Annotated in this window: 13 protein-coding genes, 1 tRNA gene and 1 rRNA gene; all 15 read right to left on the reverse strand. The window is 32.8% G+C overall.

Translation table 11 applies throughout. The features are described from left to right. Positions 1 to 282 (reverse strand): 16S ribosomal RNA (locus tag A3M9_RS0109635); the annotation flags it as partial. A gap of 194 nt (positions 283 to 476) precedes the next feature. Continuing rightward, a tRNA-Asn gene (locus A3M9_RS0109640) sits at positions 477 to 551 on the reverse strand. Between the two features lie 285 nt (positions 552 to 836). After that, entirely contained in the window at positions 837 to 2,357 is a 1,521-nt protein-coding gene (gene lysS / locus A3M9_RS0109645) for a lysine--tRNA ligase (protein WP_027309043.1), read from the reverse strand. Between the two features lie 17 nt (positions 2,358 to 2,374). Continuing rightward, a complete protein-coding gene (greA, locus tag A3M9_RS0109650; protein ID WP_027309044.1) occupies positions 2,375 to 2,857 on the reverse strand; it encodes a transcription elongation factor GreA in 483 nt (160 codons plus the stop codon). 202 nt (positions 2,858 to 3,059) lie between these two features. Next, on the reverse strand, positions 3,060 to 3,989 hold the full coding sequence (locus A3M9_RS0109655) for a hypothetical protein (protein WP_027309045.1): 930 nt from the start codon (positions 3,987 to 3,989) through the stop codon (positions 3,060 to 3,062). 10 nt (positions 3,990 to 3,999) lie between these two features. Continuing rightward, complete coding sequence (locus A3M9_RS0109660) at positions 4,000 to 4,524, reverse strand: transcriptional regulator (protein WP_027309046.1); 525 nt, start codon at positions 4,522 to 4,524, stop codon at positions 4,000 to 4,002. 84 nt (positions 4,525 to 4,608) lie between these two features. Further along, on the reverse strand, positions 4,609 to 5,571 hold the full coding sequence (dusB, locus tag A3M9_RS0109665) for a tRNA dihydrouridine synthase DusB (protein ID WP_027309047.1): 963 nt from the start codon (positions 5,569 to 5,571) through the stop codon (positions 4,609 to 4,611). 4 nt (positions 5,572 to 5,575) lie between these two features. Next, complete coding sequence (locus A3M9_RS0109670) at positions 5,576 to 6,352, reverse strand: type III pantothenate kinase (protein ID WP_027309048.1); 777 nt, start codon at positions 6,350 to 6,352, stop codon at positions 5,576 to 5,578. A gap of 93 nt (positions 6,353 to 6,445) precedes the next feature. Then, a complete protein-coding gene (locus A3M9_RS0109675) occupies positions 6,446 to 7,594 on the reverse strand; it encodes a sodium ion-translocating decarboxylase subunit beta (protein ID WP_035166330.1) in 1,149 nt (382 codons plus the stop codon). A gap of 14 nt (positions 7,595 to 7,608) precedes the next feature. After that, on the reverse strand, positions 7,609 to 7,941 hold the full coding sequence (locus A3M9_RS0109680) for a biotin/lipoyl-containing protein (protein WP_027309050.1): 333 nt from the start codon (positions 7,939 to 7,941) through the stop codon (positions 7,609 to 7,611). 13 nt (positions 7,942 to 7,954) lie between these two features. After that, positions 7,955 to 8,308: an OadG family protein gene (locus tag A3M9_RS0109685; RefSeq protein ID WP_035166335.1), complete on the reverse strand. Its 354-nt coding sequence runs from the start codon at positions 8,306 to 8,308 to the stop codon at positions 7,955 to 7,957. A gap of 148 nt (positions 8,309 to 8,456) precedes the next feature. Beyond that, on the reverse strand, positions 8,457 to 8,858 hold the full coding sequence (locus A3M9_RS0109690) for a thioesterase family protein (protein ID WP_027309052.1): 402 nt from the start codon (positions 8,856 to 8,858) through the stop codon (positions 8,457 to 8,459). 11 nt (positions 8,859 to 8,869) lie between these two features. Next, positions 8,870 to 10,687, reverse strand: a complete 1,818-nt coding sequence (ftsH, locus tag A3M9_RS0109695) for an ATP-dependent zinc metalloprotease FtsH (RefSeq protein WP_027309053.1) — start codon at positions 10,685 to 10,687, stop codon at positions 8,870 to 8,872. A 69-nt stretch (positions 10,688 to 10,756) separates the two neighbouring features. Further along, on the reverse strand, positions 10,757 to 11,299 hold the full coding sequence (gene hpt / locus A3M9_RS0109700) for a hypoxanthine phosphoribosyltransferase (protein ID WP_027309054.1): 543 nt from the start codon (positions 11,297 to 11,299) through the stop codon (positions 10,757 to 10,759). Beyond that, positions 11,292 to 12,668 (reverse strand): tRNA lysidine(34) synthetase TilS, encoded by a 1,377-nt coding sequence (tilS, locus tag A3M9_RS0109705; RefSeq protein WP_027309055.1) that lies wholly within the window; start codon positions 12,666 to 12,668, stop codon positions 11,292 to 11,294. Before tilS ends, hpt begins: the two co-directional genes overlap by 8 nt. Positions 12,669 to 12,772: the final 104 nt, after the last annotated feature.

Consider the following 12,772-nt stretch of genomic DNA (forward strand, 5'->3'; position numbering starts at 1 on the left):
GGCTAAGACGCCATGCAGCTTCTTAGCGTTATGCGGTATTAGCAGGCCTTTCGACCTGTTATCCCCCTCTCAAGGGCAGGTTACCCACGTGTTACTCACCCGTCCGCCGCTATATAGAGGTTAGATGTTGGAAATTAGAAGTTGGATACTTGTTGAAATTCCGTAGGAATTTCTTCTATTCAAACCTCTAACCTCTAACATCCAACCTCCATATCGCTCGACTTGCATGTGTTAGGCACGCCGCCAGCGTTCGTCCTGAGCCAGGATCAAACTCTCATGTTATAACCTAGCTTCTTATTTGGTACGTTCGCTCTCGCTGTTCAGTTTTCAAGGACCGTTGACGCTTATTTATATTATCACGTCTTTTTTATCTTGTCAACACCTTTTTATTTTTATTTCTTTTTTGGTGTCACTAACAACATAATTTATTATATTATGCCTTTTACTACTTGTCAATATCTTTTTTAAAATTAAATTGGCTCCACGGAGAGGACTCGAACCTCCAACCCTCCGGTTAACAGCCGGATGCTCCACCATTGAGCTACCGTGGAACGCTTACAGATTATATTATATCAATAATTTTATTTTTTGCAATATGTTTTTTATATTTTTTTATTAGAATTTTTTGTTATATTAGTTGACATATAACACAATTATTTAAATATAAGCCTTTTAAATAAATCTATAGACTACATTTGCTCATTTATAAATATCAGACTATATTCAATAATATAAATCAAAACTAAAACTATATAAAACTGACCAAGAATATATATATTCTTGGTCAGTTAAGCCTATATAGCATATCATTCTGTAATTCAATTAATAAAATCAAATTATTTTGTAGGCTTCATTGTTGGGAATAGAATAACGTCCCTGATTGAATATGAATCAGTTAGGAACATTATTAATCTATCTATACCTATACCCAATCCCCCTGTTGGAGGCATACCTATTTCAAGTGCATTTATAAAATCATCATCCATCATATACGCTTCATCATCACCAAGTTCACGTTCTCTTAGTTGTTGTAAAAATCTTTCCTTTTGATCAATAGGATCGTTTAGCTCTGAATATGCATTTGCAATTTCTCTTCCAAATACATAAGCTTCAAATCTTTCAGTAAAGGCTGGATCATCTGGTTTTTTCTTTGTAAGTGGTGAAACTTCAACAGGATAGTCTAATACAAATGTTGGTTGAATTAAGTGCTTTTCTGCATATGTTTCAAATAAAGCAACTAATATATCTGCTTTATTACAATCCTTCAATTCCTTTTTAAGTTCATCTTCAACCTTCATCTTTTTTGCTATTTCTCTTGCTTCTTCGTCTGATTTAATTGAGTCAAAATCTACTCCAGCATATTTTTTAACAGCATCCTTCATAGTTATCCTATCCCAAGGTGCTTTAAAGTCTATTTCTGTACCCTGGTATGTAACCTTTGTTGTACCTAAAACTTCCTTACATATAAACTCAACTAACTGTTCAGTTAGTTCCATCATATCATTATAATCCGCATATGCTTGATATAGTTCTATTGCAGTAAACTCTGGATTGTGTCTTACGTCTATTCCTTCATTTCTGAAATTCTTTCCAATTTCGTATACTCTTTCAAATCCACCAACAATTAATCTCTTTAGATATAGTTCTGTAGCAATTCTTAAATACATATCTATATCCAAAGCATTGTGGTGAGTTATGAAAGGTCTTGCTGCTGCACCACCTGCAATTGGTGATAAGATTGGGGTTTCAACTTCTATGTAATCTCTATCATCTAAGAATTTTCTTATTGCCTTTATTATTTGAGTTCTCTTTATAAATGTATCTCTAACATTATCATTAACTATTAGATCAACATATCTTTGTCTATATCTTAAATCTGGGTCCTTTAATCCGTGCCACTTCTCTGGAAGAGGTCTTAATGACTTTGTAAGTAGAGTAAAGTCCTTAACTAAAACTGTTATCTCTCCTGTTTTAGTCTTAAATACCTCTCCTTCAACTCCAATTATGTCACCTAAATCAAGGCTCTTGAAGAACTTTAGCTTTTCTTCACCAACATTATCAATCTTTACATAAAGTTGAAGTTTTCCATATCTATCGTGTATATCGCTAAAACCAGCTTTACCGTGAATTCTCTTTGACATTAGACGTCCCGCAACTCTAACTGTCTTATTTTCAAGCTCTTCATAATTATCCTTTATTTGTTTTGATGTATGAGTCCTATCGTACTTAACTATCTCAAAGGGGTCTTGTCCTTTTTCTTTTAATTCTTCAAGCTTTTGTATTCTCTGTCTTATAAGCTCGTTGTACTCCTCTTCAAGTTGATTTAATTCAACCTGATTTAGTTCTTCATTTGCCATCTTTTATACCTCCATTTTTAATGTCTTTTAATTTCTAATATTTCATAAGTTATTGTACCATCTGGTACTTGAATTTCAACCTTATCTCCAACCTTTTTACCCATTAATCCCTTTCCTATAGGAGCTTCATTTGAAATCTTCATCTTCTTAAAATCCGCCTCTGCAGAACCTACTATTGTAAATTCCATTTCATCTCCATATTCTAAGTCCTTTACTTTAACTATACAACCTATTGATACAACATCAGTTTTAATGTCTTCTTCATCAATTACTTTTGCATTCTTTAGCATATTCTCAAGTGTTGCTATTCTTCCTTCTACAAATGCTTGTTCATTCTTTGCTTCATCATATTCTGAGTTTTCACTTAAGTCTCCATAGGAAATTGCAGTTTTTATCTTCTGTGCTACTTCTTTTCTTTTTACTGTTTTTAGGTATTCTAATTCCTCTTCTATTTTTTTAATTCCTTCATATGTAAGAATAACTTGTTTGTTTTCTGCCATATTATTACTCCCCTTTTAACATTAAATTTATAATATTATATGCTAAATATTTAATAATAAAACACATTTTATAATTAATAACAAGCACCATAAGTAAACTTACAGTGCTTGTTATTAGCCATTGAAGTTATTATAAAACACCTAATAGTTAGTGTCAATAATTATATTAGGCATTATGTCCCAAATTCAAAATTTTCATAATTTATTCTGCTATTTCCTGCTTAGCTACATCTTGTTTTAAAACTACAACCCTTGGTTTAAAACCTAATTTATCAAGCATTAAGTTATAATCATCACTTGTTATTTCGTTCTGTGGTTTATTTATTAATGTAACCAATACTGCCTCTAAAACATTTGTACCAAAGGATCTTCCTTTAAATTCAGGTGTTGTTGTAATCAACATATATGCTCCTCTTTTTCTTAATTCTTCCACATCTTCCTTTGTAACAGTATTAGTTATAATAACCTTTTCTCTTAAATCCTTAGGCATATATTTTTTAATGAACAGAAAATCTCCAGCTATTATTTCAGCTTCGTTGAAGTACTTTTCAAATTTTTCAACATTAACTTCCTGTTCTTTCCCTGTTGGGTACAATTTTTCAAAGGGCATTCTACAAGCAATAGGAAGAATAATGTCTGCTGCCGCTTGAAAAACTCTATAGCTTCTTATAGGTATAGGTATATTAAGTGCAAAAATCACATCTCCAAAGGTTATATCTGCACCGTATTTATGAAGTGCTTCTGCCATACCAAATCTATCAGCAGCACTAACCATAAGTACCTTCTTATCTTTTAGCGAAAAAACATTTTCATCTATGTATTTTATTACCCTTCTCTCTAAAGTATTTTTTAGGCCTGAGCCATCAACAATAGGAGTTTTTTTTGCAGCCTCCATCATAGGTATTGCATCTTTAATTACATACCTTTTGCTTGCATTATATAAATATAAATCTATTCCCCCCATACCAAAGGCATCAACTTCACCGTCTAATTCACTTATAAGTTCTATAGCCTTTTGTTTATCCCCATCAGTTCCTATTCTTTGAACTATAAATTTTTCACCAAGAAGCTCAACCTCAGCTGTATGATTTCTTGAAGATGCTCCCAAACTTACAGAAACAACTTTTTTCATAAATATCCCCCTATTCTATTATTGTTTTTATAATGTCTAAAACCTTTTGCGGCTCAACATATATATCATTTTTTAAGGGTGAATCACCAATTTCTATTGTATATACGTGACTATCTAATAACTTTGATAGGATTTTTGTTCTAACATTAGAACCAATAATAATACAATGTTTATATTTTCTAACATCTGATATTATCTTAAGTACACTTTCAAGAAGTTCTTTACCACCCTGTTTTTTTATAAAATTCTGCCTTTCCTCTTCATTCATAAGAAGTATGTACTCAACATTAAAAGCCTTTAAAACCTCTGAAATTTCTTCTTTGTTTTTTATAGGGAAGCCAATAACGGCTATATCTCCTCCCTTACGAACTTCTCCAATGCTCTCAAGCCTTGATATAAAACTTCTATCAACATCAAGTATTTTTGCAACCTCCTGTTGAGAGTACCCTTTCCCCCTAAGTTCTATTATTTCTTCAATTTTTTTATTTATTCTTGAAACACTAATTGTTTTATCACCTATTCTTACAAAATCCATATCATACCTCCTGGTGCACAATTTGTGCTCAATTACATTTTATACCTTTTAACATTACATTTCAATATAAAAAAGGACTATAATTTATATAGTCCCCTTGTAACTCTCAAGAAGCTTAATAATCTCCTCTTTAGCTTCAATCCTATTAACCATATCCCTAATTACCGTCGCATTCTTTAAACCCTTTAAATACCAAGCAATGTGTTTTCTCATCTCTATTACACCACGTTGTCCTTTAAACTCATACATCATCTCAAGATGTCTTATTGCAAAATCAATCTTTTCTTGAGGATTTGGATCGTCTAAAATTATACCCTCCTTAAGATAGGTGACAACCTTTTTAAATATCCACGGATTGCCTAATGCCCCACGTCCAATCATTATAGCATCACAGTTTGTATGCTCTAATAATCTTTTTGCGTCTTGACAAGTCACCACGTCTCCATTGCCTATAACCGGTATGTTAACACTCTCTTTAACTTTTTTTATTATATCCCAATCTGCCCTTCCCTCATACATTTGGCTTCTTGTTCTTCCGTGTATAGCAATAGCACTAACTCCACAATCCTCAAGCATTTTAGCAAATTCCACTGCATTTACACTGTTTTCATCCCAACCTTTTCGTATTTTAACAGTGACGGGTTTTTTTGATTTTTCCACAACTCTTTTTACAATCCTCTTAGCAAGTTCTGGTTCCTTCATAAGGTACGAACCCTCTTTATTCTTCACTATCTTAGGTGCAGGACATCCCATATTTATATCTATAAATGCTACTTCTTCTTTTTCACTTATTTTTTCTGCCATAAACCCCATTATATCAGCGTCTGAACCAAATATCTGAACAACTGCTGGTGCTTCCCTGCTATCAATGTCTAACATAAACTCTGTTCTTTGACTTCCATAATATAAACCCTTTGAACTTACCATCTCTGTATAAACAAGTCCAGCACCAAATTCTTTACATATAATTCTAAATGCTTTATCTGTTACTCCAGCCATTGGTGCTAAAAAAACATTATTTTCTGGAACAAAATTTCCTATGTTCATATAATCACCTGTTCTTTTCGTATATTATTCTCAATCCCTCTAATGTTAAATATGGATTTATCTCATCGATTGTTTTACTTTCAGTTGCAATTAATTTTGCAAGACCTCCCGTTGCAACTACATATGGTGTTTCCTCCTTTAGCTCCCTCATCTCCTCCTTCATCTTTGTAACAATATTGTCTACAAGTCCAGCATATCCATATATAATACCTGACTGCATACTTTGTACAGTATTTTTACATATAACTGTAGGAGGTTTAATAAGTTCTATTCTTGGGAGTTTAGCTGCTCTTTCAAAGAGTGCATCGCTTGCAATCTTTATTCCTGGTGTTATTGCACCACCATAATAATCTCCATTTTTGCCAACAGCACAGAATGTTGTTGCAGTTCCAAAGTCAACTATTATTAAAGGTCTTTTATATATATCGTGAGCAGCAACAGCATTTACTATTCTATCTGCTCCAACTTCCTTTGGATTATCATATTTTATGTTTATACCTGTTTTTATTCCTGGTCCAACTACAAGTGGTTCTACTTTAAAGTATTTTCTTATCATATGTTCTAAAGAATACATAATATTTGGAACAACAGAAGAAACAACTACTGCGTCTATATCTTTATAGTCTAACCCAGCCTTTTCAAATAGATTTATCACAACAATCCCATATTCATCAGCAGTTCTTTGTGTGGTAGTTGCTATTCTCCAATCGATAACAAGCTTTTTGTCTTGATAAACACCTAATACTATATTAGTATTACCTACATCAAAAACTAATAACATATTTACGCACTCCTTACTCATATTTAACACATCATTTACATTGTAGCAACTTATTTTATAAAATTCAACAAAAATAAGAGGTCCTTAGACCTCTTATCTTCCAAATAGAGTGAGAAGTACACCTGCTGCAACAGCAGTACCTATAACTCCTGCAACATTAGGCCCCATAGCGTGCATTAGAAGAAAATTTGATGGATTCTCTTTTTGTCCAACAACCTGAGACACCCTTGCTGCCATAGGAACAGCTGAAACTCCTGCAGAACCTATAAGTGGATTTACCTTTCCCTTAGTTACTTTATACATAAGCTTACCAAGCAAAACTCCACCTGCTGTACTAAAGGAGAAGGCTACAAGTCCTAATGCAGTGATTGCAATTGTTTCAAAGTTTAAAAAGCTCTTTGCATTTGCAGTAGCCCCAACTGTAACACCTAAAAATATTGTAATTATGTTAATCATAGCATTTTGAGCCGTATCGGACAGTCTATTTACTACTCCACTTTCTCTAAATAGGTTACCAAGCATAAGCATTCCAATTAATGGTGCAACAGACGGTAAAAGAAGCGATACCAATATAGTAACAACTATTGGGAATATAATTTTCTCAGCCTTTGAAACCTTTCTTAGCTGATCCATCTTTACCATTCTTTCCTCTTTAGTTGTAAGCAACTTCATTATAGGTGGTTGAATCAGAGGAACAAGTGCCATATATGAATATGAGGCAACCGCAATAGCACCCAATCTATGAGGTGCAAGCTTAGAGGCTAAATAAATTGATGTAGGGCCATCGGCTCCTCCAATAATACCAATTGATGCCGCCTCCTGTGGAGTAAACCCTAATAAAAGTGCTACTAAAAAGGCCATAAACACACCAAATTGAGCAGCCGCACCAAGTATTATGCTGGACGGATTTGCAATAAGTGGTCCAAAATCCGTCATAGCTCCAACACCTAAAAATATTAGTGGTGGATAAATTTCCTTTTCAACTCCTTGATAAAGGTACCAAAGAAGTCCACCCATATGTCCATCCTTTGGTGCATCCATTATACCTGTTATAGGCAAGTTTGCCAAAAGCATACCAAAGGATATCGGAAGTAATAATAAAGGTTCAAATTGTTTTACAATTGCCAAATAGATTAAAACCAAAGAAACCAAAATCATTATAAACTGACCCCACGTCATATGTAAAAAACCAGATGTCTTAATTATATCCTTAAATGCATTTAACATCATATCCAAGAACATATAACTTCCCCCTACTATTTATATTTTGCAAGTATCTCATCAGTAGATACACTATTTCCCTTGCTAACTAAAACTTCAGTTATAACTCCATCTTCTCCTGCCATTATTTCATTCTCCATCTTCATTGCCTCTAATATAAAAAGCACATCTCCCTTTTTAAACTTGTCTCCAACTTTTACTTTAACATCCAAAATTGTACCTGGCATTGGTGCCTTTACATCTTTGTCGTGGGATGAAACAGCAGTCTCCTTTTTTGCTTCTATCACACTTGTTTGCTCCTTTTTTGACACCTCTTCAACCTCAACCTCGAATTTCTTACCATTTATAGTTACTATATACTTTTTCATACAAATCCTCCCATCATCTATTTATTAATTTTATACTTTTAATTTTGACTTCATTTAAAGGCCTTCTTAACTCGTGTGCTATTACAGCTAAAATAGCTGCTGCTTCCTCATCATTTAGTTCTGCTTCTAACTTAAGTTCTCCACATACACTACCTGTTGTTTGTGTCCAAATAAATTCTTCTTTTAAAACTGGTGCCTCACTCTTATTATCCACCTCATCACTTTTATGACTGTTTAAATTCATTTTTTCTACAAATAGTGAAATAATCTTAATCACATAGCCAAGGAATATTAAAACTACAAAAACTATTAGCATTGCTGTAATTGTAGTATTTATTCCTAAAAGCAGCCTATCTCCTAAGTTCAACTCATTCCCCTCCCTATTATATATTTATTATTTATTTTACCACATTGTTATTCAAATTTTAATATATTTTGCAATAAAAATTTCATATTTTTTAAAATTTTAAATCATACTATGTATCTAAGGGTAATTAAAAAAGGAAGAGTAAAAGTTACTCTTCCTTTTTTAATTTACTATTTACTTTATTTAAAAACTTATTCATATCTACTATAAATCTCTCGTGTGTTCCTTCCCCGATTTTTTCAACCTCATCAAAGGCTTCTACTTTAAATACAATCTTTTTACCTTCTACAGCAACAATCTCAGCCTCTGCTCTAACCTTCATACCAATAGGTGTTGCAGCAAGATGCTTAATATTTAAACTTATTCCAACAGTTGAATAACCTTCCTCTAAAAACTCATCTAAGCATTCCTTTGCTGCACACTCCATTAGCCCTACCATAGCAGGAGTAGAATAAACATCCACCCCTCCACTTGCATAGTTTATAGCAGAATCCTTAGATTCAGATATCCTCTCAATTATATGTTTCTTTCCAACCCTAATCTCCTTCACCTTTGTCACCCCTATGCTTGATTAAAAATCGATTCAAACTCATCCGCCTCAAGTTTTTCTTTTTCAAGTAGTGCTTCAGCAACTTTATGAAGCTTATTCATATTTTCCTTTAATAAATTTTCTGCTCTTTCGTATGCTTCGTGAATTATATTCTTAATTTCTTTATCAATTAAAGCTGCAACTTCTTCACTGTAGTTTCTTGATTTTGCAAAGTCACGTCCTAAGAATACCTCTTCGTGTCCTGAACCAAATTCAATAGGACCTAAAACATCGCTCATTCCATATTCTGTTACCATCTTTCTTGCTATGTTTGTTGCTCTTTCAATATCATTTTTTGCACCTGTGCTTATATCATTTAAAACAAGCTTTTCTGCAACCCTTCCACCAAGTAATCCAACAATTTCTTCTATTAATTCTGTCTTTGAAGCATAGTGTTTATCCTCTTCTGGAAGTGCAAGTGTATATCCTCCTGCTCTTCCTCTTGGTATTATACTTATTTGATGAACAGGTGCTGCATTTGGTAAAAGCTTCATAACTACAGCGTGACCTGCTTCGTGATAAGCCGTAAGTCTTCTTTCCTTTTCACTCATTACTCTGCTCTTTTTTTCTGGTCCTGCGATAACTCTTGTTATAGCCTCTTCTAATTCTTCCATTCCAATTAACTTTTTATTTTTTCTAACTGTTAATAACGCCGCTTCATTCATCAAGTTCTCAAGGTCTGCACCAGAAAAACCTGGAGTTCTCTTTGCTATTATCTTTAAATCTACATTTTCATCAAGAGGCTTATTTCTTGCGTGAACCTTTAATATTTCTTCTCTACCCTTTACATCTGGAGCATTTACAACTATTTGTCTATCAAATCTACCTGGTCTAAGTAATGCTGGGTCTAATATATCTGGTCTATTTGTTGCTGCAATTACAATTATTCCTTCATTTGTTCCAAAGCCATCCATTTCAACAAGGAGTTGATTTAGAGTTTGTTCTCTTTCATCGTGTCCACCACCAAGACCTGCACCTCTTTGTCTACCAACAGCATCAATTTCATCTATAAACACTATGCAAGGAGCATTTTTCTTTGCAGTATCAAATAGGTCTCTTACTCTTGATGCACCAACACCAACAAACATTTCAACAAAGTCTGAACCACTTATACTAAAGAAAGGTACTCCTGCTTCACCTGCAACTGCCTTTGCAAGAAGTGTTTTACCTGTTCCTGGAGGACCTACTAGTAACACACCCTTTGGAATTCTTGCACCAAGCTCTATATATTTTCTTGGCTGTTTTAAGAAATCAACCACTTCTTCAAGTTCCTGCTTTTCTTCGTCAGCTCCCGCAACATCATTAAATGTTACCTTCTTCTTATCATTATTAACAAGCTTTGCTCGGCTTTTTCCAAAGTTCATTACTCCTTTGCCGCCGCCTCCCTGTGATTGTTGAATAAATATAAACCATACAACACCAAGCATAATAAGCATTAATATATTTGGTATTGCTGATACCCAAACTGGAAATTTAGTTGGAGGTATAAATTCCAAATCTATTTTTGTAGAATGAGTTTTATTATACTCATCAACCTTTTCTTGTAATTTTTCAGCTGAGTTTATATTAACCTTAAATTGTGTCTTATCTAAAAGTTCACCTGATGCTTCGCCTGTATCTACGTCAACTATAATCTTTTTAACCTTTCCTTCACTTATGGCAGTATCAAGCTTTGTATATGTGAACTGCTCCTTTTTTGTCGTTGGATTGCCAAAATAAGTTACTGCTACAAAAAAAGCTAATATAATAAGTATCCAAGCACTTGCACTTTTTAGAAATGAATTCTTCAACTTAAGCCCCCCCTCTCAAATTAGCAACTTATATTTTTTAATTTTATCATAATATTATAATATATACAATTATTTGTTTGCATAGACTTCCTCCTTAACAACAGCAATATATGGTAAGTTCCTAAACCTTTCTGCATAATCAAGTCCATATCCTACAACAAACTCATCTGGTATTGTAAAGCCTATATAATCAGCCTTTATATCAACCTTTCTTCTTTCAGGTTTATCTAAAAGACAACATATCTTTAATTCCTTAGGGTTTCTCTTTTTTAAGTATTCATATAGATATTTTAAAGTTGTTCCTGTATCAATTATATCTTCAACTATCACAACATTTTTGCCTTCTATATCAAAATCTAAGTCCTTTAAAATTCTAACTACACCTGAGGTTTGAGATGATAAACCATAACTTGATACTGCCATAAAATCCATTGTTACGTCATTTTTAATACATCTCATCAAATCAGCAACAAATACAACAGAACCCTTTAATACACCTATAAAAAAAAGTTCTTCATCCTTAAAATCCCTCATAATATCCTCTGCAAGTTCACAAACTCTTTTTTTAATTTCTTCTTCATTTATTAGTATTTTCTTTAAATCCTTATTCATTCCCTGCACCTCTTTCAAATCTTATTTCAAGAATCTTTTTGGTTTTATCATCTATGCGATATAGACTGTTTTCACGCATACCTATTATCCAGATTATTTCAGACCCCTTTGCTATAAGTGGTATGGTATGCCTCTTATCCCTTGGAACCTTTTTATCTATAAAAAAGTCCTTTATTTTTTTCTTTCCACCTATTCCACTTAAGATAATATAGTCTCCAGCTTTTCGGCTCCTTACAGTTATATCATTTCCTATTTTATCATAATCAAAATATTTTATAAATGTATTATGGTTAATATTATTTAAATTTTCTAATATATTTGTATAAATTTTTGCATTCAATTCAGGTATATAGGTAATCCCTGGTATTTTAATTTTGTATTCATATTCAATACTATCATCCTTTATAGTATCAATTAAAAAGTTTTGATATTCTATTTTACAAACAATACCGTGGGGCAATACAACATATTTCCCCGTTTCGCCCTTTAGTATTAAATTTATGCAATCATCTATATGTCTTTGCTCTATTCCACTTATACTTCCATATACCATTTCAATCATTTTTCTTATTATTCTTCTTTTTATAGCTATATGCTGTTTATTAAAACCTTCAATACTAAATCGATTATTAATATAATAATTGTTCAATATGTCCTCTACATAACATTGTAAAAAATCCTCATCACTCTTTATTATTTGAGAGAGCCTGTTTAAATTTTCAACTATGTTGGGATTAAAATGGTCCTTTATATATGGTATAAGTTCTAATCTTACTTTATTCCTTGTGTATATACTTTCTTTATTAGTACTATCTATCTGCGGATTTAATTCATTCTCTTGGCAGTATTTTTCTATTTCATCCCTTGTCAAACAAAGTATAGGTCTTATATATTTTCCATCCCTTTTATTTGGTATTCCAATAAGCCCTAAAGTTCCAGTTCCTCTTATTAAGTTCATAATAATAGTCTCTGCATTATCGTTCATATTATGGGCAAGAGCTATTTTATTTGCACCAACTTTACTTAATACTTCATCAAAAAATTTATATCGTATATATCGGCCTGCCTCCTCAGATGTCATCCTATGCTCCTTTGCAAACTCTTCTACCTTAACCCTTGTACTAAAATGTTCTACATTTAATTTTTCCGATAGCTTCTTTGAATACTCCTCATCCCTTAAAGCTTCTTCTCCTCTTATCATATGATTTACGTGGGCTGAATAGACAGTTATATTTAACTCTTCCTTCAAGGAACATAAAATGTGCAATAAACAAACAGAATCTGGGCCTCCAGATAAACCAACTACTATTTTGTCATTAGGTTCAATCAACCTATTTTCTTTTATGTAAGATAAAACCTTCTCCTTCATATTTCACCACTTCCATCTATTCTAAAGATATATATATAATAACTTTAAATAATAAATTCAGCAAGAAGGCACATAAATTAAAAATATAAAGGCCGTGAACAATT

Source organism: Caloramator sp. ALD01 (assembly GCF_000472625.1).
GTDB classification, from domain to species: Bacteria; Bacillota; Clostridia; order Clostridiales; family Caloramatoraceae; genus Thermobrachium; species Thermobrachium proteoclasticum.

Bases quoted from the DNA above. Each gene is read 5' to 3' on its own strand.
- A3M9_RS0109670 (WP_027309048.1), bottom strand. From the start codon at position 6,352: ATGTTATTAGTTTTTGATGTAGGTAATACTAATATAGTATTAGGTGTT.
- A3M9_RS0109675 (WP_035166330.1), bottom strand. From the start codon at position 7,594: ATGTTCTTGGATATGATGTTAAATGCATTTAAGGATATAATTAAGACA.
- A3M9_RS0109660 (WP_027309046.1), bottom strand. From the start codon at position 4,524: ATGGATTTTGTAAGAATAGGTGATAAAACAATTAGTGTTTCAAGAATA.
- lysS (WP_027309043.1), bottom strand. From the start codon at position 2,357: ATGGCAAATGAAGAACTAAATCAGGTTGAATTAAATCAACTTGAAGAG.
- dusB (WP_027309047.1), bottom strand. From the start codon at position 5,571: ATGAACATAGGAAATTTTGTTCCAGAAAATAATGTTTTTTTAGCACCA.
- A3M9_RS0109655 (WP_027309045.1), bottom strand. From the start codon at position 3,989: ATGAAAAAAGTTGTTTCTGTAAGTTTGGGAGCATCTTCAAGAAATCAT.
- tilS (WP_027309055.1), bottom strand. From the start codon at position 12,668: ATGAAGGAGAAGGTTTTATCTTACATAAAAGAAAATAGGTTGATTGAA.
- hpt (WP_027309054.1), bottom strand. From the start codon at position 11,299: ATGAATAAGGATTTAAAGAAAATACTAATAAATGAAGAAGAAATTAAA.
- A3M9_RS0109680 (WP_027309050.1), bottom strand. From the start codon at position 7,941: ATGAAAAAGTATATAGTAACTATAAATGGTAAGAAATTCGAGGTTGAG.
- greA (WP_027309044.1), bottom strand. From the start codon at position 2,857: ATGGCAGAAAACAAACAAGTTATTCTTACATATGAAGGAATTAAAAAA.